The sequence below is a fragment of the Rhodospirillales bacterium genome (genome assembly GCA_023898805.1).
In the GTDB taxonomy this organism is placed as follows: domain Bacteria; phylum Pseudomonadota; class Alphaproteobacteria; order Micavibrionales; family UBA1664; genus UBA6145.
Genome location: CP060260.1, coordinates 1,556,325 through 1,577,987, shown reverse-complemented (window position 1 = coordinate 1,577,987; position 21,663 = coordinate 1,556,325). Strand labels below are relative to the sequence as shown.

Below are 21,663 nucleotides of genomic sequence, written 5' to 3'. Positions count from 1 at the left end.
CGTTATTTCCCGGTGCGGATGATCAATGCGGTTTCGCCGGTCGCCGGGTCGCGGTTGAGCTGCGCCGCCGGATAGACGCCCTGCCCCTTGTAACGGGCCAAGGTTTTGGCGACAGCATCTTCGAACGTGCCCTTTTCCTTGACCGCCTGCGGCAGGGGGAACGGTTCCTCGCTTAGATAGACGATTTTAACACCCGCATCGCGCCCCCAGTGTTCAAGCGCGTCACGCAGGCTGGTGCCTTCCAGCGCCTTCCATGTGCCGGTTTTGGGTTTGGCCGCCTTTTTGGTTTTCGGCGCGGGCGCGGTGTCGGGCACCGGCGCCATCTGGCTGAGGGGCGACCAACTCATCGCGCGGGGTTTGTCCTTCATGATTTCGGCAATCGGGCGCGGCTTGAAGACGCGCTTGGGCGGAAATTGCGTCGCGGTTTCACCGGCATCCATGCCCATATCGACTTTCCGCTGCGCGGGCATGGGCGTCATCGCCGGGTCGCCCGCAAGGATCGGAGATTGCTGCACGGTCTTTTTGGGTTGCGCGGGCGCCGAAGGGGCAGGCTGCGGCGTCATCTCCTCGCCCTGATAACGGGCAGTGGGCGCGTTTTTGCCCGTATACAGCGACAGAAGGCTGCGCACCGCATCGTCAAAACGGCCTTCGTATTTCACGTCCCCCGGCAGGCGCAGATCGCCGGCCAGATCGACCTTGACGTTGACGCCCGCCATCAGGCCCCACGTATCGAGCACGTCGGAGAGGCTTTCGCCCTTGGCCCCGGCCCAGACACCAACGGGTGAATCGGGCGATTGCATGCGGTCGACCACGGGCGCGTCGGAGGGCGTTTGCGCGGCAGCCTGATCGGCGGCCTGCACGCCTTCGACATCCGGTTCGTCCGGGCCGGTGCGTTTGCTGATGCGGATGGTTTCGCCCTTGATCGACATTTTCAGGCTGTGCGGCGCCAACGCCTGACGCATCACCGCGACCCAATCGTCGCCCTGCTGCCAGTCGATCGGGGTCATCGGATCGACATTATCAAGCACGAAGCGGTAATCAGACGGCACGAGGTTCGGCATCGCCAGCGCCAAGGGCGTGTCATGCCCGGAGGAGGTGACGCGCATCGCCTCGATCCCCGTGTCCTGCGTGACCCGGCCACGGCTGACGCCCGGGCCGGTGACGACCAGCGGTACCGCCATGTTTCCGCCCATGCAGGCCTGAAGCCGCGCCAACCCGTCGGTGAATCCCGTGGTCGCGAAATAATACGGTTTGTTGTCGATCAGCAGGCGGAAATTGCCCAGTTCGGTCAAACGTTCGACGAAGCGGCGGCCGCCGCCGATATCGGCAAGGTTGATCGCCAGTGTGGAATCGTCGGTCGCGACCGCCTGCACCGCATAGGAATCGGTGCCGACATTGACACCCAGAGTCGATTCCTGCCCCGGCACCAGAGCCTGTTGCTTGATATCGACGGTCATGCCGACGATGCCCTTTTCCCGCGCATGAATGCCCAGAATCATGCCGTTGTCGTATTCGGTGACCATCAGGCACCCAACTTCGTCCGGGTGTTCCTTGGCATCGAAGGCGGAGGGCAGCGACGGGCCGACCAGCCATGCCGAAAGCGGCTTGGAAACCGGATTTTTGCCGACTTGCGTGCTTCCGGTCTGTGTCTGCGTGTGTGCCTGTGTTTGCTGTGCGGCCAAAACGGGACCCGCCAGCAACGAGGCGGCGAGCAACGAAAGCGCGAATCGGGAATCCCTGAACATCGGGCGTCAGTCTAAACACTTGATCTTATGTCGCCAAGAGGCTTTGCACGGCATGCATAGTGCAAAGAGGCTTTGCACGGACATGCACAATGCAAAAAATCGTAAAAAAAGAGGTTATGCGTTCGCGTCCTTGCCGCCGCCAACCCGCGCGGCGAGCGAGGCTTCGAGGAACATGTCGAGATCGCCGTTGAGAACAGCATCGGACTGGTTGGTTTCGACCTCGGTGCGCAGGTCCTTGACCAGTTGATAGGGCGCCAGCACGTAGGAGCGGATCTGGTGGCCCCAGCCGATATCGGTCTTTTCGCCGTGGGCGGCGGCCTTGGCGTCTTCGCGCGCCTGCAATTCGCGTTCGTAAATGCGCGCGCGCAGCATGCCCATCGCCGTCGCGCGGTTCTTGTGCTGGGAACGGTCGGCCTGACAGGCGACGATGATGCCGGTCGGAATGTGGGTGATGCGGATCGCGGAATCCGTCCGGTTGACGTGCTGGCCGCCCGCGCCGGAGGCACGGTAGGTATCGACCTTGAGGTCCTTGTCGAGAATCTCGACATTGATCGTATCGTCGATCACCGGCGACACGCCGATGCTGGCGAAGGACGTATGGCGGCGGGCATTGGAATCGAAGGGCGAAATACGCACCAGACGATGGACGCCGTTTTCGGATTTGAGCCAGCCATAGGCGTTGGGCCCGGTGATTTCGATGGTGGCGGATTTGATCCCCGCCTCCTCGCCGTCGCTTTGATCGAGCAGCGCGACCTTGTATCCATGCTGTTCGGCCCAGCGCGTGTACATGCGCAAAAGCATCGAGGCCCAGTCCTGCGCCTCGGTTCCGCCGGCGCCGGCGTTGACCTCGAGATAGGCGTCGTTGGCGTCGGCCTCGCCGGAAAGCAGGCTTTCGAGTTCGCGTTTGGCGGCTTCTTCCTTCAACGCCTCGATCGCGCGTTCGGATTCGGCGACGATGCCGGAATCGCCCTCGGCCTCGCCCATTTCGATCAAACCCACCGCGTCGTTCAGGCGGTTTTCAATGCCGCGCACACCATCGACGCAGGTTTGCAGGGTCGTGCGCTCGCGCATAATGCCCTGCGCCTTTCCGGCGTCGTTCCAGAGATTGGGGTCCTCGGCGAGGGCGTTCAGTTCCGAGAGGCGTGAAAGCGCGACATCCCAGTCAAAGATGCCTCCTCAGCAGGTCGAGCGACGCCTTGATCGCGTCCACGGCTGCTATGGTTTCCGCTTTCATCCCGCTCCGTCCTTGCTAAATCAGGCCGCCTGGGCCATTGCGGCGGGGGCATTCGCCGCGATATGGGCGATCATCTGATCCGCAGCGGCCATCAACGCATCCGCGTCTTCGTAGGACAGGATCAGCGCGTTGTCGCCCGAAAGCTCGTTCGTCTTCAATATCTCCGCCCCTTCGGCGAACACCGCAAGCGGCTTACCCGTGGTGAAGAAAGCCGAAACGAAGCGACGGGTATGCGGGTTTTTCAGAAGTTTTTGCACGTGGCGCTCGCCACCCGGCAGGATCAGCATGTCATAGTCCGAACCAAGCGAGGTTTCGAGTTTCGCATCGGCAGGGTAGCAATGCCCCCAGGTACCATCCCCCCAGGAATGGATCAGACCGTTTTCCGGGCTGACGACATGGGCGCGCAGTTTGGCGGCGGCCAGGGCGCGCTGGATCGCGGTCATTTCGTGTTCGCTGACGCCGGATGCCGCCAGCAGGGCAATTTGGGGGGTGGGGTTCATGACACCTTCTACGTTGAATTGGTTGGATAAACTTGCGGGCGATACAAAGCGGACTCGTGGCCATCCTGTCAAGGAAAATACGTTAAAAAACCACACGCCGACACCTTATTTTCCGGCACGACCCGACCTTGCACGGCAGCAAGCCGCCATAAAACGCGCTTTTTGCGTCATGGTGATGCGCAGAGCCTTGAAGCCGCTTATATTTTTCGTTGCATGAGGGGCTGGATGCCTCTATAGATACCCATAACTTTTTTCGTCAAACCCAAGGAGTCGAACCCATGTCCTCTATCCGCCGCATTGGCCTTCTGGCCGCGGTTCTCACCCTCAGCGCCTGCTCGATGGCCCAGGGCTACAGTGAAAACAAGGCGCTGAACAAGGCGCAGGCTTCCGGTTCGCCCTTTACCCAGCAGCTGACCGCTGAATACCGCGCGTTCTCGAATTACCTGCTTGGGACGATGAAAGACTATGCCGATGCGCTGCACTTCTCGCGCAAGGGCCTGGCTTCGGCCTCGGGCGAAAACGTGATGCCGGAGCCGGTCAATGACTGGAACCTGCAGGCATCGCAAATTCCGGCCCTTTCCGATGCCCGTGCGCGTCTGGTTTCGGCCTATGACCGCGGTGCCCGCGATATCATTCCGGGCAAGACCGCGATCGCGCAGGCTCGTTACGACTGCTGGATCGAACAGGACGAGGCTTCGGTCAACGACACCGGCAAACACGGCAACCTGAACTGCAAGGATGAGTTCATGGCCGCGATGCAGGAAGTCGAAGCCGCGCTTCCCGCCGCCGCACCGGCCCCCGCCGATACCGGCGTTCCGGCCCCGGTCGGCATGATGGATGGCACCGGCGAGCCGATGGCCCTTAAAGACGCCATGTACCTCGTGTTCTTCGACTGGGACAGCTCGGCCATCGGTCAGGGCGGCGCCTCGGTCCTCGATGCGGTCGTCAAGGAAATCAACAACCGCGGCGTCCAGCAAGTCCACGTCGTCGGCAACACCGACACGTCGGGCTCCAACGCCTATAACGACGCGCTGGCCATGCGCCGCGCCAACGCGGTCAAGAAATACCTGATCGCCCACGGCGTTTCGGCCAACATGATCTCGGTTGCCAGCCGCGGCGAACACGACCTGCTGGTCCAGACGGCCGATGGCGTGCGCGAACCGGCGAACCGCCGCGCGGTCATCACCTTCCAGTAAGGGATCGCTTATGCAATACGAAGGCCGCCCCAACCGGGCGGCCTTTTTTATTCCTTCCGTTTTAATGGACCCCAAGCCTGCCGCGGTGGTCCAAAATTTCCTGATACCGCCTTCTTGAAATCAGTTCATCGTCCCGGTGATGGTCACCGGTTTGGCCTTGGCTGGCGCCATAACGGCGGGCGACGGAAGGGTCACAGCGCCCCCGCTTTCCAGCGGCGCGGGGGTGCCGAAAGTGATGGCGCCAGGGCGAACGACGATTTTCATGTCCTTGTCGAGGGTGCGCTCAATCGCCTTGTCCATATCCCTGGCCATAGATTCGCTCAAGCGGTTGAGGTCGGCATCCCGTTGATCCAACGACACGCTGGCGGGAAGCGTCTTTTTACGCTCCAAGGTGAAGGCGGCCTTCATATCCGGCCGCGTCGGACGCCCGGTCAGGTCGAGGGCGACGCGCATCGTCATCGTGTATTCGGTGGGCGCGCCGAAGCCGAACCCATCGGTCCAACCCGCACTTGTCGGGCTTTGCATGGAGGTCAGCGATGCCTGATTGATCGTGAAGTTCAGCGTCCCCTCGCCGCCCACGGCGTCAAGGCGGCGGCGGGCGTAACGATCCAGCGCGGCGCCGGGATTGACGTTATGAAGTTCCGTCGGACCCGCCTTGCTGGTCACCTGTACCGCGCCGACATTAAGTTCAAGCGGCTTCATGTCGGTAAAGTTCAGATTGATCGGCGAGCCTTTTTCGGCGGGGGCCGCGCAGGCCGCGACCAGCACGCTGGTCGCCAACATCAGGATGGTTTTACGGGACATGATGGCCTCTGGACGAAGTGGCGTTGATTTGAGGCCATTTCAATGCGTTTTCGGCCCCTCGTCAACTGCCACACATGTCAGATCGTCGGCGCGGAAGCGGTAGGTGCGGCAACAAAACTCGCAAGTCATCTCGATCACGCCGTTGGCCGCCGCGTGATCGCGGTCATCAGGCGGCAGGGTCGCCAGCACGTTGCGCACCCGGTCTTCCGAGCAGCGGCATTGCGGCTGGACCGTCTGGGGCGTGAATATGCGCACGCCTTCCTCGTGAAACAGGCGCAGCAGCACGTCGTGCGAATGTAGATCGGGAGTCAGCAATTCGTCCGGCGTCACCGATTGCATCAGCGTGACCGCGCGGTTCCAGTCCTCGTCCCTGTCTTGCGCTTCCTCGGGGCGAAAAGGCAGCACGGATTCATCGGGATTGAACCGGTCGCGGTGGCCGAGCGAGGGATCGGGCATGCGCTGGATCATGATCGCGCCCGCGCGCCAGCCGAAGCCGGGATCGAACCCGGCCACAACCTTAAGCGATGTGCCGATCTGTTCCGACTGGTCGAAATAATGGCGCACGGCGTCGCTGATGCTTTGGCCGCTTAACGAAACGATGCCCTGATAACGTTCGGTGAACGCGCCCTGATCGACGGTGAAGGCCAGATAACCCTTGCCCGTCATGTGGTGCAGGTCGAATCCTTCATAGGGGCCGTTTTCCGGTTTTTGCGCCGCCGCCTCCATCGCGCCAATCAGGTCGGCGGAATAAGAGGCATAACCGCGCATCGCACCCGCGGTGGTGACGTCGGCGACCATCGTGCGTACCGGCCCTTCGGCCGATGTTTGCAGGGTGAACACGCCTTCGTATTTCAACATGCTGGACAAAAGCAGCGAGGTCGCCACGGTTTCAGCCAGAAGATGCGCGACAGAGCGCGGATATTCGTGTGCCGCGAGAATACGGTTGAGCGCGGGACCAAGACGCACGACACGTCCGCGCAGTCCAGAAACCTCAAGCTGAAACGGCTGGACCACGTCGTCATCCGGCGTACGCGGGACGGCATTGTCGGCGTTGTCGTTGGCGATGCGGGTCATGCGCGGATCTTATAGCCCGATTTCAGCAAAAGATAGGCCACAAGCCACAACGCCACGCACAGGGCGGAAAGCATCACCATCCCGATGCCCAGCGGCATATCGGCATGGCCGATGAAACCGGCGCGGAAACCGTCGATCATGTAAAAAAACGGATTGGCATGGGCAAGCGCCATCCAGCCATGCGCAAGACGCGTGGCCGAATAAAATGTCCCCGAAAGCATGGTCAGCGGCATGATGACGAAATTGGTCACCGCGGCCATGTGGTCGAATTTCTCGGCCCAGATGCCGGCCAGTACGCCCAAAAGCGCCATGAACACGGACCCCAGCAGGCCATAGACCACGATCAGAATCGGATTCGCCAGCGGCAAATGCGCGAAAGGCACCATCACCAGCACGCTTGCCAGACCCACGCATATCCCGCGCAATACCCCGCCCGCGACATAGCCCGTCAGCAGCTCACCCGCCGATAACGGCGGCATCAGCACGTCGACGATCGACCCCTGAACCTTGGCGATCATCAACGAGGACGATGTATTGGCGAACGCGTTCTGCGCCATGCCCATCATCAGCAGGCCGGGCAAAAGGAAGGTCAAATATGGTTCGCCTTCCACCACTCCCCTGTTCTGCGTCCCGAAGGCAACGGAAAATACCACGTAATACAGGGCGGTGTTGATGACAGGAGCGATCACGGTCTGCCAGTAGACCTTGGCGAAACGGCGCACCTCCTTCATCGTCATCGTGTACAGGCCGATCCAGTTGACGCCACGAACGATCATAGGGTCCAGTGGCGTGGCAGGAGCGGGAGCGGCGGCAGGCGTGGGTGGCATATGCGCGTTTCCAAGGCTAAAATCGTTTTTCGATGGACCAAGATAAGCCAAAAACCGATCGGGTCAAACGCCGCAAAACCCCGCGCAAGCTTTCCGAAACCTATCTGCGGAACGCGGCGTTGTATTACCTGCAACGACATCCGGCATCGGTCACCCATTTCCTGACCGTGATGGGCCGCAAGATCGACCGGTCGGCGCGCGCCCATCACGGTCAGGACGTGGAGGCGATGCGCGCCTTTTTGCGCGGCACACTGGTCGCGGAGATGGAACGCGCGGGATTTTTAAACGATGCGCAATACGCCGCGGCGCTGGCCGCCAGCTATCGCCGCCGCGGATTGCCCGAACGCAGCGTCGTCATGAAGCTGCGACAAAAGGGCGTGGAGGCGCCGCCCCCGCCCGAAGGACACGACGAAATTGCGGCCGCACATCTTTACGCGCGGCGCAAGCGCCTTGGCCCCTATGCAACGCGGGCGCGCGACCCGCAAAAAGATCTGGCCGCCATGGCGCGGGCCGGGTTTTCCTATGACGTCTGCAAAAACGTGCTGGCAGGCGGACTTGAAGATACGCCGGATGATTTCTGATTATTTGTCCTGCGCCGCAGCGGCGGCAGCGGGGCTTTGCGCGACCGTCGCCTGCGCGACACGGCGGGCGGGGATGACCAATGTCGCCGTGGTGCCGACGCCCTTGCGGCTGAGAAGCTCGAACTTCCCTTCGTGCATCTCGATCAGCGCGTTGACCAGCGTCAGGCCCAGACCGGTGCCGGAATTGCTGCGCGAGAAGGCGCTTTCCACCTGACCGAACGGCGAAAGGGCGGTTTCGATTTCCTTTTCGTCCATGCCGATTCCGGTATCGGTGATCGACACGCGCAGATCGCCCTGCGGCCCCGCCCAGTCCCAATCCAGCGTCACACGGCCTTCGGGCGGCGTGAACTTGATCGCGTTGGAAAGCAGGTTCATGAACATCTGCTTGAAGGCCAGTTCCTCGCCGATCACTTTCGGCATGTCGTCCTTCAGATTGTTTATGATCGTGACGCGCGCGGCCTCGGCCTTGGCGCCCAGCAGACTGATGCAGGTCGCGGCCGTCGCCTCGACGCGGAACAGGGTTTCGTTCAGGTTGCGCTCGCCCGCCTCGATGCGCGAAATGTCCAGAATGTCGTTGATGATGGATAGCAGACGGCGGCCGGAATCGTTGATATCGCCTGCGTAATCGACGTAGGCCGGATTCTGGATCTCGCCCATCGCCTGATTGTGAATGATCTCAGAAAAACCGATGATCGCATTGAGCGGCGTGCGCAGTTCGTGGCTCATGTTGGCAAGGAATTCGGACTTCGCACGGTTGGCAAGGTCGGATTGCAGCTTGGCCTGATGCAAGCCTTTTTCGGCGGTCTTTCGCTGGGTGATGTCTTCGATAGCTCCCTCGTAATACAGGGTCTTGCCCTCGTCGTCGCGCACGATGCGCGCGTTTTCCGAGATCCAGATCACCTCGCCGTCGGCGCGACGGATCGTGGATTCGCAATTGCGGATGACGCCGTAATTCTCAAGATCCTGTTCATAGCGCAGGCGCGCGCGCGGATCAGCGTAAAGTCCCCCGAAATCATCGACCGCACGGATCATATCTGTCGGCGAAGCATAGCCTAGAATGCGTGCCAGCGCCGGGTTGGCCGACAGGATGCGCCCATCCGCCGCGATCTGATAAATGCCGCCCGCCGCGTTTTCGACGATGGTGCGGTATTTCTTTTCCGTTTCGGCCAGGGCGCGTTCGGCGCGGCGACGTTCCTCGACATCCGTGATGGTGCCGACGACGCGGGTCATACGCATATTGTCGGTGCGGACCATTGAAAACGCCAGTTCGACCGCGCGGTATTTTCCATCCGCCGTCTGAAGGCGGGTGATGCCGCGCGCCTCGGCCCCCTGCTTGCGCACGAGGTTGAGGAAGCCGCGGCGCTGGCCTTCCTGATCCGCGGGGTGGATCAAGTCGAATAAATCGCGACCCAACGAATGCGCGATCGCGAATCCAGTGACCTTTTCCCAGGTCGCGTTGACGAACAGCAGATTGCCCGCACCGTCGGTTTCAAAAATAATGTCGGATACGGCGTCGATCACCGCGCGGTATTCACGCTCGGACCTTTGCAGGGTTTCGTATAGGCGGCTTGATTCATCGATCTGGTTCTTGAGTTCCAGGTTCTTGGTGGTCAAGGCGTGGTTCATCGCGCCCAGACGCAGCGACTGGCGATGGTTGTTACGCACATACAACGTGCCGATCATGGTCAACGTCAGACCGAAGAGCAGCAACAGGAACGGCACATGGCTGATAAAGGCCATGCGGGTGTTTTCGCGCAATTCGATCGCAACGTCGAAATTGGTGGCGCCCAGTTTTTCGGTCCAACTTTCGACGCTGACGTGCAGCGGAATGAAGGTTTTTTCCTGTTCCGGGTCGGTTTGATTGCGTCGATCGAGTTGAAGAAGGCGCACACCGGTATTGCCGTCACGGACGATCAGGCGACGGATCGATTCGTCGGAAAGCATCGCCGTGCGCTCAAGCGCAGCACCCAACTGGGTGACACCGGCGACGACGCGCACGGATTTGTCGGCATTGATCACGGCGCGCAATACGATCAACGGGCGGCTACCCAGCCCGTCGATTTTGACGGACGGGTCAAGCGTGCGTTCGCTTTCATCGCCATAGGCCTGCAGCGGCATTTTCGGACCGGCGCGCTCCAGCATCGTCTGGGACGGCGGCACATCCATGTCACCATACACCCGGTGCATGGTCCAACCGCCGCTCTTGTCACGGGCATAGATCGCGATCGCGGAAAATAAGTCGCTGTTCGGGATCAGGGGTTCAAGATCTGCCCTCGCGGTATTGCCCGCCAGATCGTTTGCCTGGATCGCGGCATCAAGCGCGGCTTGCATCGCGGTAAAACCGGATTCCACCGTCTGGCGGATCTGGCCGGTCGTGGCGCGGACATCGTCCGCGCGCATCTGCGCGATAAAGACCGTCAGCGTGATAAAGGCGGTGATGGTCAGGATCAGTCCGTTGAGGAAGATCAGAAGCTGGGTCAGACTGCTGCGGCCGCGCCGAGGCAGTGGCAGCGCGCGCGCAGGCGCCCCTTTGGCGCGGGCACTGGCCGGGCTGGCGCCGGCTTTGCCTTTCATGCGTTTTCTGATCCCAAGCATCGATCCGACTCTGAAAGGCCGGCGTAAACCGGCCTTTTTTAAATCTTTTTATGTGCCCACTGTGCCAGAAGTCGGTTAAGGAAAACCTAAGAAAACCACGCTTGTCCGGCATACATGTTAACTATTTCCTTGCTGGCGTTAACCTTTTGTGATTGGCTTTGGCCATTCTTTGTGTCGTGCAGCAATTTTTACCCGGAGGCCTTTCATGGTCCGTTCCTTTTTCGATCCGTCGATGATCAAACAAATGATGCCCAAACAGGGTTTGAGCGCCGCGCCTGCGTTCGACCTCAAGCAACTCATGGAAACGCAACGCAAAAACGTGCAGGCGATGACCGACGCCATCCAGCTTGGCATGGAGGGGGTGCAACACGCGCTTTCGCGTCAGGCCGAAATGATGGGCCGGATGGTGCAGGACAATTCCACCCTCGCAAGCGCCCTGATGGCCGAAGGCACGCCGGAACAAAAGGTCCAACGCCATGCCGACATGATGCGTAAATCCTATGAGAACACCATCCGCAACGCGCGCGAAGTTTCGGATATCATCGCCAAATCGGGCGAGGAAGCGGCCGAGATCATTAACCGCCGCGTTTCCGCGACGCTGGCCGAATTCAAATCGGCGTTCGATCGCGACACCAGCGCCGCCGACGCCACGGACGAAGCCCCGCGCGCCAGCACGGCCAAGCCGAAAAAGCCCGCCAAGGCCGCACGCCGCAAGGCATGAGCGCGCAGGCGACAATCGACGATTTTCTTAAACTGGACGTTCGTGTCGGCACCGTCACGGACGTCCAGCCTTTTCCGGAGGCACGCAAACCCGCCTTCAAGGTTTGGGTCGATTTCGGGCCTGAAATCGGGATCAAAAAGAGCTCGGTCCAGGTTACGCAGAATTACACGCCGGAAACGCTTGTCGGGCGGCAGGTCGCGGCGGTCGTCAATTTCCCGCCGCGGCAGATCGGCCCATTTCTTTCGGAAATTTTGATTCTGGGCTTTCCTGACGAAAACGGGTTCGTGGTTTTGGTCCAGCCTTCAAAGCCCGTGCCGAATGGCGGACGTTTATATTAGGAAATCGCCAGTTCCATGAATGTCATGTCGAAGGCTTCGTGGTCGGGTCCGTATTCGATACGGTCCGTGCGCGTAATGACAAATCCCATTTTCAGATACAACGCAAAGGCGGCACGGTTGGGCGCGGATACATCCAGATGCACGCGTTTCATACCACGGGCTTTCGCGTGGTCTATCACACGCTCCATCAACATGTGGCCATATCCCCGGCCCTGACAGGCGCTTGCGACCTGAAGGCGTTTGATTTCACCATCCGGTTTGAACGCGACCATGCCCGCCAGTACGTCGTCCACGCGCAAAACGAAAAAGGCGTCATAGATCTTTGGGATGTTCTGGAAGTCGGAATGGAAAGACAGGTTTTTGGCAAACCCGTCGTTTTCCGCGATGGTTTTCAGGTGCAGCGCCCAGACTTCCGGGTAATCCGCGTCGATATATGGTTCGATCGTCATACTCATAACGGCAGATGGATGATGACGCGCAGGCCGCCCGTGGGCGCGCGGTCAAGCTGGATGCGGCCGCCATGGCCGAGGATGATGTCCTGCGCGATCGCCATGCCAAGGCCGAGGCCGCCGGTTTTTTGGCTACGCGAAGATTCGATGCGGTAAAACGGCTTGAAGACATCGTCATAGCGTTCGGGCGGAATGCCGGGGCCATCGTCGTCGATGACAAGCCGGACCCAGCCCGAATCCTCGTCTGCGCCAAGGGTCATATGTGCCGCATGGGCGTATTTACGCGCGTTATCGACGATGTTGGCAAGCGCGCGTTCAAGGGCACCCGCACGGATTTCAAGAGTGAGAACCTGCGGCGCGTCAAGCGTCGCGGCGAATCCCTGACGCCTGGCGTTGGCGCAGATGCGTTCAAGCAGCGGCACCAAATCGGCGGGGCGCGCGTCCTCGTCCCCCTCGCCGCGCATAAAGGCAAGATAGCCTTCGACCATCGCCTCCATATCCTGAATATCGGCGCGCAGCGCATCGCTGTCGGGCGAAGGCGGCATCATTTCCAGTTGCAGTTTCATGCGCGTCAATGGCGTGCGCAAATCGTGGCTGACCCCGGCCAGCATCGCCGTGCGCTGCTGGACCGCGCGGGTGATGCGGTCCTTCATGCTGAAAAACGCCTCGGTCGCGCGGCGTACCTCGCGCGCGCCGGAGGGGCGGAAGGACTGGACGTGCGCGCCCTTGCCGAAACGTTCGGCGGCGATCGCAAGCCTGCGGATCGGGCGGATCTGGTTACGCATGAAGACGATCGCAATCATGAAAAAGATCAGCGCCAGACCATTGAGCCAGAGCACGAAAATGTAACCCGACGAGTCGTACATGCGCCGTTGCGGCATCGAAACGTGCAGCAGCCCATCCTTCAGCTGCACCACCACGTCGATGTTTTTATGATCCATATCGACATCGACCGAAAACGGCCTGCGCACCTGCGCCGCCAGCGCGCGGGCCAACGTGTCGCCCAGCCCCGGCCCCGTGCCCGCGTCGGTCAAAAGGTTCGGGTCTTTTTCCCCACGCGCGAAGGTCACCAGTTCGTCAAGGTGTTTTGCCATCAGGCCCTTGAGGATTTCGATCGTGCCGTGGTCGCGGGGGCTGCCCTCGATCTGGTCGCTGACCGCCGCGATCTCGCCTGCCACGGCATAGGCCAGACGCTCGGTCATGCGCGTCCAGTGCCGGTCAAAAAAGATATAGGTCGAAAGCGCCTGCGCGATCAAAACCGGGAGCAGGATGATCAGCACCGTGCGGCCGAACAGGCCGCGCGGCATCACGTCGCGCAGACGGCGGATGCGTCTCATGCCGCGCCCCCTTCCGCCGCGGTTTCGGTTTCTGGCCGGGCGCGCAGCAGATACCCCTGCCCGCGCACGGTCTGGACCATCATCGGCAGTTTCGGGTCATCCCCCAGCTTGCGGCGCAGGCGCGTCACCTGTACGTCGATGGTGCGGTCGTTGCCGCTTAATCCCAGCGAGGCGGCCAGTGCCTCGCGCCGCACCGGTAGGCCAGGTTTTTCAGCCAGAACGGCCAGAAGCGCGACCTCGTTATTGGTCAGCGCCACCGCCTGACCGTCGGCATCGTACAGGCAGCGCGCGCCTGCATCGAAAACCCACGGTCCCACCGCCAGACGCGCAGAGGCAGGCGGCTTTTCGGGCGGCGCGGCGCGGCGCATGATCGCGGCGATGCGCAACAGCAATTCGCGCGGTTCAAACGGTTTGGGCAGGTAATCGTCGGCCCCGGCCTCAAGCCCCGCGATGCGGTCGCCGGTTTCGCCCATGGCTGTAAGCATCAAGACCGGCAATTCGCGGGTCTTGCGGATGTGGCGGGCAAGATCGAGGCCGCTTTCACCCGGCATCATGACGTCGAGGATGGCAAGGTCGAAGCGTAGCATTCCCAGCAAGCTACGCGCCGCAGCGGCATCCGCGGCGGCCGACACCCGATACCCCTGCTGTCCCAGATAGCGGGCCAGAAGATGGCGGATGCGGTCGTCGTCGTCGACCACCAGGATATGCGCTTTTGCCAGAGCGCCCATGCTGCAATGCCTCTTGTGTTTGTTTCCCTGTCAGGCAATGGATATTAGCCCCGATCATCGGGCGAAACAAAGAGGTGTTTGCCATGACTGTCATTCCTTTCGATCAACGCGACGGCTTTATCTGGGTCGACGGCCAGATGGTGCCGTGGAAGGAGGCCAAGATCCATTTCCTGACCCACGCCCTGCATTACGGGTCGTGCGTGTTCGAGGGAATCCGCGCCTATAACGGCAAGCCCTTCAAACTGACCGAGCACAACCAGCGCCTGCACCGTTCGGCCCAGATACTGGATATGGATATCCCTTTCGACGTCGCAACGCTGGACCGGGCCTGCCGCGACGTGCTGGCCAGCAACGGCATGACCGACGCCTATCTGCGTCCGGCAGCGTGGCGCGGGGCCGAGATGATGGGCATCGCCGGCACCGGCACCCGCGTTCATGTCGCCATCGCGTGCTGGAAATGGGGTAAATATTATTCGCCGGAGCTGCTGGAAAAAGGCGTGTCCCTGCACCAATCGAAATGGGCCAAACCCGCCCACAACACCGCGCCGACGGAATCGAAGGCGGCGGGCCTGTACATGATCGGCACGCTGGCACGGCATGAGGCCGAGGCCGCCGGGTTCAACGACGCGTTGATGCTCGACTGGCGCGGACTGGTCGCCGAATCCTCCGGCGCCAACCTGTTCATCGTCAAGGACGGCGTTCTTAAAACCCCGGTGCCGGATTGCTTTCTTAACGGCATCACGCGCCAGACAGTGATGCAGATTGCCAGAGATGCCGGGATCAGGGTTGAAGAAACGCGCATCACGCTTGACGATCTGTGGGCCGCGGACGAGGTGTTTTTGACCGGCACCGCCGCTGAAATCACACCAGTCGGGCGCATCGATTCCCACCAATTCACGGTGGGTCCAGTGACCCGGCAGCTACATAAATCATACGAAGAAGCCGTTTACGCCTGATCGATAAAATACCGGATAGTTTTCAGGGGTCTTTAAACCTTATTCGCTAGGATTCTCTCTATCATCTTTTGACGGGAGAGGGTTTCCATGACCAATGCAGCGCTTTTGTGTGAAAAAGTCCGCGACATTTACGCCGATCCGGCCTGGCTTGAGTCGCGCATGGAGCGCATCGCCGACGAAGCCGCCCTGCGTATCGAATCCCGCGCCGACATGGCAGGGGTCGCGCGACCTTTGTCCGCCATTACGATCGGTCGCGACCATGTGTTTCCGGGGCCTATCCTTCTCGACCTCAAGACCGGGTCGTATTTCACTTACTCACTTTCTCTACCCGCCGGGGATGAGGATGCGCGCAGCCGCAACCTCAAGGGATCGGAGCTTCTGGTCGGCACCTATGTCACAAGAGGCGAGCACCAGAACGGCGCCGTGATCGCCAACGCGCAAGGGTTCAACGGCTATGAAATCGGCATCGCCCGCAAGGCGCTGGGCGAAGACCGCGTCGACGAGATCATTCAGGCGATCGAGCGCGGGACGTATTTTTCGCCAGATATGCTTTCGCGCCTGTTTTCGGATCTTGCCGGGAAATCGGCGCTGATCGCCGCCGTGCGGCATTAGGTCTAATCGCTCACACACGCCGCTTGGCTTCGCTCGCATAAGCTCGCGCGGCGGCCTTGCCGCCGTTTCTGGTCGCTCACACGCCGCTTGGCTTCGCTCGCATAAGCTCCGCGCGGCGGCCTTGCCGCCGTATAGCGCGCTATGCCATTGAAATAAAAAAATGAAAGCACGTCCGGTCCACAGCAAAATCTGGAGCTATTTTCTGGTCATGGCCTTCCGGAAAAATTGACCTGCGCCCAGTTTTTACGCATTATGTTAAAAAGGAATTTTCATGACCCAGATTTATATTTCATTTTTTGGCGACGGTTTGAAAAACGGCGCGCTTGGTTCGACGGGATATTATCTGGACATCGAGCAGGGCACGCTACAGCCCGGCCAAATGGCATATGACTGGCTGGTCAAGAATGGCGGCGGAAACATTCAAGGCGCCCCCCGGGTTCATGACGGACTGCGATCCTTCGCCATCCAACAGCGCGACAAAAGCATATTTGCATCAAGTTTCTTTTTTCCGCTTTCAGCCCGCGGCGATACGCGTCAAGGCCCGCCCACGCACCTTTCGGTGACCCTGCCCGCCGGCATGACCACGGATGGCGCCAGCCTTGCAAGGTTGATCGATTCCATGGCCGTTTCGTTTGAAGCAAAATTCATTCAAAATGGCGGCTTACGATTACCGCCGGAAGGCATGGATCAAGCCTGCGCGGATATCATTCTTTCCCATCGGGATACGATCCAGGGGATGCCGCTTTATCCGCCTACATCGGGCAGACTGGATACCAGTATGCCCGCACCACATAATTTCAGCAATTTGCGCGTGCTGGATTTTCCTGCGAAAGGATTCAACCCCGCGACTTATAAATCTGAACTGGTGACGGTCGCGGGTGAAATATTCAATGAATTCATGCAAGCCGAACCGATCAAAGATTCAATCGTTCTTTTTTGTCCCCCGGACATGCGAACCGCCCAAGCCAATGCCATCAGAATCTCGTTTCCGGATAACCCGTGCGCCGCAGCCTTTTCCGATGCCGGCAGTGCCGCCACGCCCGCCGCTGCCGATGCACGTATCGCCAAGCTTCAGGGGGATGTGGTCGCCGCGCTAACGAAACTTTATAGAATTGCGAATGGAACGACGCCCGAAGCACAAGCTGCGGCGGCCGCCATCACCGCCATCATGCCCAGTGTGCGTTCGCGTCTGGGGGAGGCACCCCCTGCATCAAAGCCCACCGTTTGATCAGACGTTAAACCGGAACAGCATGACGTCGCCGTCGTGGACGACGTAGTCCTTGCCTTCCTGACGCATTTTTCCGGATTCCTTCGCGCCCGTTTCGCCCTTGCAGGCGACGTAGTCGGCGAAGGCAATGACCTCGGCCTTGATGAATCCGCGTTCGAAATCGGAATGGATCACGCCCGCGGCCTCCGGCGCCTTCGCGCCGACGCGCACGGTCCAGGCCCGGGCCTCTTTCGGGCCCACGGTGAAATAGGTCTGAAGCCCCAGCATTGCATGCCCCGCGCGGATGATTTTGTCCAAGCCCGCCTCGGCCAGGCCCATACTGTCCAGAAATTCTTTCTTTTCCGCCGGGTCTGTCATCTGGGCGATTTCGGATTCGATCTGGGCGCAGATCACGACCGCCTTCGTGCCTTCGGCCTGTGCGCGCGCCTCGACCTTCCGGGTCCATTCGTTGCCCGTGGCAGCGTCGGATTCCTTGACGTTGCACACGTATAATTGCGGCTTGGCCGTGATCAGGTGCAGTTGGCGCAGCAACGGTTTTTGCGTGTCGTCCAGTTTGACCGTCCGGGCGGGGCGCCCTTCCTCCAGCGCCTTTTTCACCGGCTCCATCACCGCCATCATGTCGGCGGCGGCGCGGTCGCCACCCTTTGCCTTTTTAGCCGTGTTGCCGATCTGTTTTTCGATGCTTTCCAAATCGGCCAGCATCAATTCGGTTTCAATGGTGTCGGCATCGCGGATCGGATCGGTCGAACCTTCGACATGGACGATGTCCGCGTCCTCGAAACAGCGCAGGACGTGCAGGATCGCATCGGTTTCACGGATATTGGCAAGAAACTGATTACCCAGCCCCTGCCCCTGACTCGCGCCTTTCACCAGCCCCGCGATGTCGACGAATTCAAGCTGGCTTGGCACGGTCTTCTGGCTGCCGCCAAGCCCGGCAAGCATATCAAGCCGCGTGTCCGGAACCGCGACACGGCCGACATTGGGTTCGATGGTGCAGAACGGGAAATTCGCGGCCTGCGCCGCGGCAGTTGCGGTCAGCGCGTTGAACAGGGTGGATTTGCCGACATTGGGCAGGCCGACGATGCCACAGTTAAAGCCCATTTCAGGCCCCTTTCGTTTCTTCGGATATCTTGGTCATGAAATCATTTTCGCGCCCGGCGAGCAGCAGGTCGAAATGCCGCGCAACGCCTGCGACCAACAGATCGACACCGTGACGTTCGGCGGCGGAAAAATCGGAGAGCACATGACCCGACACCCGCGCCTTTTCGCCGGGATGACCGATGCCGATGCGCACGCGATGGTAATTTTTATCGCCGAAATCGGCGTCTATGGATTTTAGCCCGTTATGCCCCGCCGCCCCGCCGCCTGTTTTGGTGCGTACGCGGCCCAACGGCAGATCGAGTTCGTCGTGCAGCACGACGATGCGGGAAGCCGGAATCTTGTAAAACCGAGCGGTCTGCGCCACGGCTTGCCCCGAACAGTTCATATAAGTCTGGGGCTTGAGCAGCAGGGCACGGTTGCCCATGATTTCGCCTTCCGCGAGTTCAGCGGAAAATTTTGCACGCCATGGCGCAAATTCGTAATCACGCGCCAGACGGTCGGCGACCATGAATCCGATATTGTGGCGGTTGTCGGCATATTCGCGACCCGGATTGCCCAACCCCACGATCAGCCATAAAAGCGATGCGCCGCCCTGTTTTGTGGAGCGGGATGGTTCACTCCCCAGGGCGGCGCGCAATTTTTTAAACATGGAATCCTTCCAGACGGGAAGCGATTACTTTTTCTCGTCCTTCTTGGCGTCCTTGGCTTCGTCCGGAGCGACATTGGTCGCCGGGACCTCACCCGCCGTCGGCGCCTCGGCCGCGATCACTTCCTCGACACGCGGCGCGGAAATGGTGGCGACGGTGAACGAAGCGGCGTCGTTGACGCCGGGCTTCGCGCCCTGCGGCAGTTTGATGTCCGCCAGTTTGAAGGAATGGCCCACGGGCTCGTCGCCGATATCGATGGTGATGGATTCCGGGATCGCGTTGGCCGGGCACATCAACGGGATTTCGTGGTTGACCACGGTCAGGGTCGCGCCGGCCTTGATGGCGGCGTTTTCGGCCTGGCCTTCGAAGTGGACTGGCACGTCCACGCTGATGACCGTGCGTTCGGTCACGCGCAGAAAATCGGCGTGGATGATACGGTCGGAAACCGGGTCGCGTTGCAGGTCGCGCGCGATGACCAGATGCTTTTCGCCGGCGACGGACAGGTCGCACAGCACGGTGAACAGGTGACCCCTGTGATATTCATAGGTCAGCGGTTTTTCATCCATGCTGATCAGCACGGGTTCCTTGTTGCCGCCATAGATGACGGCGGGAATGCGGTTCGTACGGCGAACAGCGCGGGCGGTCCCCTTGCCTGACCCCTCGCGTTTGTCGGCCGTCATTTGGATATGCGAATTCGCCATTTGACGTTCCTTTATGCGTAATATGGTTGACCGGACCTCCAGGGGTGTCCGGTGTGATGGGGTGGGTTTTACCCGCAAAATGCCCCTGTTTTCAAGGATTTCCTGCTACCGCGCACGAAAAAACGCCGCACCCCGGCAAGGTTGCGCCCATTTTAGCCACAAACCCGTGCATCACTGCCATTTGCCGCGCAGGCGACAGGTACGAAAATTACTGGACAAATCCAAAGTCTTTGTTTATTTTATGTAAAATTTTTGGATGATTATGGCTTATATCACTACCACGCGACCACCGTTGGAACGCCTGCTGGCCCGGATTCTGGATTCGACCATCGGCGTGCCGCTGCGCTTTTTCGGACGTGGCGTCATGGCGGCCGGGACGCAGGTATCCGTTCCGGCGCGCATCGCCCGCGCGCTGCGCGGCAAGGCTGCATCCCCTGACTTTAGCGCGACCCTTATGTCCGTGCCCGGCGCGCTTTGGCTTGAATCAGGCCATGGCAACCTGCTGCGCGCGCTGGACGATCGGCTGGCCGAACATGACATCGATGCGCAGATTGACATCAACCGCGCCGCGTTGCACCGCTATCTGACACAAAACGATCTGTGGTCCGTCGTTTTGCCCAAGGCCAAACCGGACGCGCGCAATGACGAACTGGCACAACGGTTGTTCGCAGGATATCGCGGCCTGTTGCGCGCTGGCGACGGTACAAATTTACGCGAACGCACCCGCGCCGATTACACATTGTTCATGCGCGGAAAAAACCTGTCTTTCGAGCGCGGTTACGCGCTGGCGATCGAACGTCTGATACAGGCGGCGCATCACGATATGTCGCTTTACGCGGGTTGGCCGGTCGCGCGGATCGGCACGTTCTGCGCGCCGCTGATCGGCGACCTGCGTATGACTTCGCGGCTGGAGCGCCGCGAACTGCGCTATATCCACCCCGGGCTTCTGGCGCGCCATGTCGCGCAGGAAATGCGCAAAAGCGCCATGCCATCGTCCCTGCCGCAACGCCTGTTGGCGGCACTGCCGCCGCGCCGCGAATATGGCACGGTCGTCCTGGGCATATTCGACGGCACGACCAGAGCACTTGCCGCAGGCGCGAAGCTGGCGAAACCGTCGCAAACCGATTCTTCCCACGATGTAGCAGGAAAGGCCAGAGCCGCGCTTTTGAACCTGATGCAGGCACCGAACCCATGGGGCGCGTTGGGGGCGGCGATCGCGAAGGGCAACGAACCGCTGGCCCGCATGATCGGCAGCACGGACGCGGCGAATACCGCGCAGGCGCTTTCCCCGGCGGCACAAACGGCATTCCTTAACGGCGTGCAGGCGCGGCTTACGAAAGCCATCGCCGGATCCCCGGACAAGGCCACCCAGACAGCGATCGTCCGCCGGGGGCTGGAAGCGCTTGGCCCGGCCATTACATTTCGCGATGCCGCCAGCGGAAATACGATCAATCTGGATGCCGTCGCGGCGCGCAAAGACGAAGAAAAACTCGACACATGCGCGATACGCGCGGTTTTGTTCAGCAAACTGCCGCTGCGTTCGCTGGTGACCGATACGTTCAACGCGCTGGCCGTCGCGCCCGCACTTGAAACCACAGAAAACACCGCACATGCGCATGCGCACATGATGGCCGCGCATATCGCGGATTATTGCGAAGCGCACAGGACGATGATGTGCGCACAGATGATTTCGGATTTTACGCTGAACGCCGGAAATGGAAATTCCCATGACGCTCAGGCCCTGCTTGCGATCTATGCCGGACTGGCGGCAGGCAAAGCCGACGGCGCGGCGCTGGAATTCGGTGCCTTGCGCCCGGACATGGCGCGCGAGCTTAAATCGCTGTTGAGCGACGACGATCCATGGGCGGCACTGGGCCGCCGGATGGTTACCCTGCAAGGCGATGCACGCGATAAACACCCGTTGTCCGCGCTGCTGCGTCCGGAACTGGCCGGCGCTACCGCAGGATTCCTTCCTGCGCATGCGCGCAATGCGCTGTATGGCGGGATGCTGGAGGGGATGCGCACAGTGCTGCGTGCCAAAAAACGCAATGCCACCGCGCATGTTGGCGCGTGCCTGAAGGCGATCGAGGGACATGCCGCGATGTACGACACGCGTGACGGCAAGCTGGTTACCGGCACCTTCGGCGATGTGGTCGCGCAAACCGAAACGCAATCGGCGCAACGCCTTGCAGCAGGACGCAGCGCGAGCGCCGCCAAACGCCGCGACATCGGACGCGCGTTAAGCGAAGGACGGGCAGAAGTCGTCCTGTTGGCGGCATAACCGGTCGC

At 60.7% G+C, this 21,663-nt stretch carries 22 protein-coding genes; 9 read left to right on the top strand and 13 right to left on the bottom strand.

What is annotated here, in order from left to right:
- Positions 1-2: 2 nt before the first annotated feature.
- From H6866_07765 to H6866_07755, 3 genes are all read right to left on the bottom strand, one after another.
- Positions 3-1,745, bottom strand: a complete 1,743-nt coding sequence (locus H6866_07765) for a TcpQ domain-containing protein (GenBank protein USO07313.1) — start codon at positions 1,743-1,745, stop codon at positions 3-5.
- Between the two features lie 114 nt (positions 1,746-1,859).
- Positions 1,860-2,979 (bottom strand): peptide chain release factor 2 gene (gene prfB, locus H6866_07760; GenBank protein ID USO07312.1). Its coding sequence is split into 2 segments (ribosomal slippage): positions 1,860-2,909 and positions 2,911-2,979, totalling 1,119 coding nucleotides; the frame shifts between segments, so codons are not numbered across the junction.
- A 20-nt stretch (positions 2,980-2,999) separates the two neighbouring features.
- Positions 3,000-3,479: a DJ-1/PfpI family protein gene (locus H6866_07755; GenBank protein USO07311.1), complete on the bottom strand. Its 480-nt coding sequence runs from the start codon at positions 3,477-3,479 to the stop codon at positions 3,000-3,002.
- On the opposite strand from H6866_07755, the gene H6866_07750 reads away from it, so the two are divergent.
- Together H6866_07750 and H6866_07745 are read left to right on the top strand one after the other, a co-directional pair.
- Positions 3,478-3,696, top strand: a complete 219-nt coding sequence (locus H6866_07750) for a hypothetical protein (protein USO07310.1) — start codon at positions 3,478-3,480, stop codon at positions 3,694-3,696. The genes H6866_07755 and H6866_07750 overlap by 2 nt on opposite strands.
- A gap of 61 nt (positions 3,697-3,757) precedes the next feature.
- Positions 3,758-4,675, top strand: coding sequence for an OmpA family protein (locus H6866_07745; GenBank protein USO07309.1), 918 nt, complete (start codon positions 3,758-3,760; stop codon positions 4,673-4,675).
- A 120-nt stretch (positions 4,676-4,795) separates the two neighbouring features.
- On the opposite strand, the gene H6866_07740 is transcribed toward H6866_07745, so the two are convergent.
- From H6866_07740 to H6866_07730, 3 genes are read right to left on the bottom strand one after another with little or no spacing between them, the layout of a single operon-like run.
- On the bottom strand, positions 4,796-5,479 hold the full coding sequence (locus H6866_07740; GenBank protein ID USO07308.1) for a hypothetical protein: 684 nt from the start codon (positions 5,477-5,479) through the stop codon (positions 4,796-4,798).
- Positions 5,480-5,518: 39 nt separating this feature from the next.
- The gene (locus H6866_07735; protein ID USO07307.1) at positions 5,519-6,553 is read right to left on the bottom strand and encodes an Hsp33 family molecular chaperone HslO; all 1,035 of its coding nucleotides are present in this window, start codon (positions 6,551-6,553) and stop codon (positions 5,519-5,521) included.
- On the bottom strand, positions 6,550-7,380 hold the full coding sequence (locus H6866_07730; GenBank protein USO07306.1) for an ABC transporter permease: 831 nt from the start codon (positions 7,378-7,380) through the stop codon (positions 6,550-6,552). Before H6866_07730 ends, H6866_07735 begins: the two co-directional genes overlap by 4 nt.
- A 32-nt stretch (positions 7,381-7,412) precedes the next feature.
- On the opposite strand from H6866_07730, the gene H6866_07725 reads away from it, so the two are divergent.
- On the top strand, positions 7,413-7,961 hold the full coding sequence (locus H6866_07725) for a RecX family transcriptional regulator (protein USO07305.1): 549 nt from the start codon (positions 7,413-7,415) through the stop codon (positions 7,959-7,961).
- Here H6866_07725 and H6866_07720 read toward each other — a convergent pair whose 3' ends face one another.
- Positions 7,962-10,535, bottom strand: coding sequence for a PAS domain S-box protein (locus H6866_07720; GenBank protein USO07304.1), 2,574 nt, complete (start codon positions 10,533-10,535; stop codon positions 7,962-7,964).
- A gap of 226 nt (positions 10,536-10,761) precedes the next feature.
- Between H6866_07720 and H6866_07715 the strand changes: the two genes are divergently transcribed.
- Positions 10,762-11,277: a phasin family protein gene (locus H6866_07715; GenBank protein USO07303.1), complete on the top strand. Its 516-nt coding sequence runs from the start codon at positions 10,762-10,764 to the stop codon at positions 11,275-11,277.
- On the top strand, positions 11,274-11,615 hold the full coding sequence (locus tag H6866_07710; protein USO07302.1) for a tRNA-binding protein: 342 nt from the start codon (positions 11,274-11,276) through the stop codon (positions 11,613-11,615). The genes H6866_07715 and H6866_07710 overlap by 4 nt, the downstream gene beginning before the upstream one ends.
- On the opposite strand, the gene H6866_07705 is transcribed toward H6866_07710, so the two are convergent.
- Genes H6866_07705 through H6866_07695 form a run of 3 tightly spaced genes read right to left on the bottom strand, consistent with a single transcriptional unit; the run spans position 11,612 to position 14,129 of the window.
- Positions 11,612-12,070 (bottom strand): GNAT family N-acetyltransferase, encoded by a 459-nt coding sequence (locus H6866_07705; protein ID USO07301.1) that lies wholly within the window; start codon positions 12,068-12,070, stop codon positions 11,612-11,614. The genes H6866_07710 and H6866_07705 overlap by 4 nt on opposite strands.
- Positions 12,067-13,401, bottom strand: a complete 1,335-nt coding sequence (locus H6866_07700) for an ATP-binding protein (GenBank protein USO07300.1) — start codon at positions 13,399-13,401, stop codon at positions 12,067-12,069. The genes H6866_07705 and H6866_07700 overlap by 4 nt, the downstream gene beginning before the upstream one ends.
- On the bottom strand, positions 13,398-14,129 hold the full coding sequence (locus tag H6866_07695) for a response regulator transcription factor (GenBank protein USO07299.1): 732 nt from the start codon (positions 14,127-14,129) through the stop codon (positions 13,398-13,400). Before H6866_07695 ends, H6866_07700 begins: the two co-directional genes overlap by 4 nt.
- An 83-nt stretch (positions 14,130-14,212) precedes the next feature.
- Here H6866_07695 and H6866_07690 point away from each other — a divergent pair, with 83 nt between their 5' ends.
- The 3 genes from H6866_07690 to H6866_07680 all read left to right on the top strand — a co-directional run bounded on the left by H6866_07690 (position 14,213) and on the right by H6866_07680 (position 16,925).
- A complete protein-coding gene (locus H6866_07690) occupies positions 14,213-15,085 on the top strand; it encodes a branched-chain amino acid aminotransferase (GenBank protein USO07298.1) in 873 nt (290 codons plus the stop codon).
- A gap of 87 nt (positions 15,086-15,172) precedes the next feature.
- Positions 15,173-15,697 (top strand): hypothetical protein, encoded by a 525-nt coding sequence (locus H6866_07685; GenBank protein USO07297.1) that lies wholly within the window; start codon positions 15,173-15,175, stop codon positions 15,695-15,697.
- 307 nt (positions 15,698-16,004) lie between these two features.
- On the top strand, positions 16,005-16,925 hold the full coding sequence (locus H6866_07680; GenBank protein ID USO07296.1) for a hypothetical protein: 921 nt from the start codon (positions 16,005-16,007) through the stop codon (positions 16,923-16,925).
- Here the strand turns inward: H6866_07680 and ychF are convergent, their stop codons facing one another.
- Genes ychF through H6866_07665 form a run of 3 tightly spaced genes read right to left on the bottom strand, consistent with a single transcriptional unit; the run spans position 16,926 to position 19,353 of the window.
- On the bottom strand, positions 16,926-18,026 hold the full coding sequence (gene ychF / locus H6866_07675) for a redox-regulated ATPase YchF (GenBank protein ID USO07295.1): 1,101 nt from the start codon (positions 18,024-18,026) through the stop codon (positions 16,926-16,928).
- 1 nt (position 18,027) lies between these two features.
- On the bottom strand, positions 18,028-18,675 hold the full coding sequence (locus tag H6866_07670; GenBank protein ID USO07294.1) for an aminoacyl-tRNA hydrolase: 648 nt from the start codon (positions 18,673-18,675) through the stop codon (positions 18,028-18,030).
- Positions 18,676-18,699: 24 nt separating this feature from the next.
- On the bottom strand, positions 18,700-19,353 hold the full coding sequence (locus H6866_07665; protein ID USO08625.1) for a 50S ribosomal protein L25/general stress protein Ctc: 654 nt from the start codon (positions 19,351-19,353) through the stop codon (positions 18,700-18,702).
- 283 nt (positions 19,354-19,636) lie between these two features.
- Here H6866_07665 and H6866_07660 point away from each other — a divergent pair, with 283 nt between their 5' ends.
- Positions 19,637-21,655, top strand: coding sequence for a hypothetical protein (locus tag H6866_07660; GenBank protein USO07293.1), 2,019 nt, complete (start codon positions 19,637-19,639; stop codon positions 21,653-21,655).
- Positions 21,656-21,663: the final 8 nt, after the last annotated feature.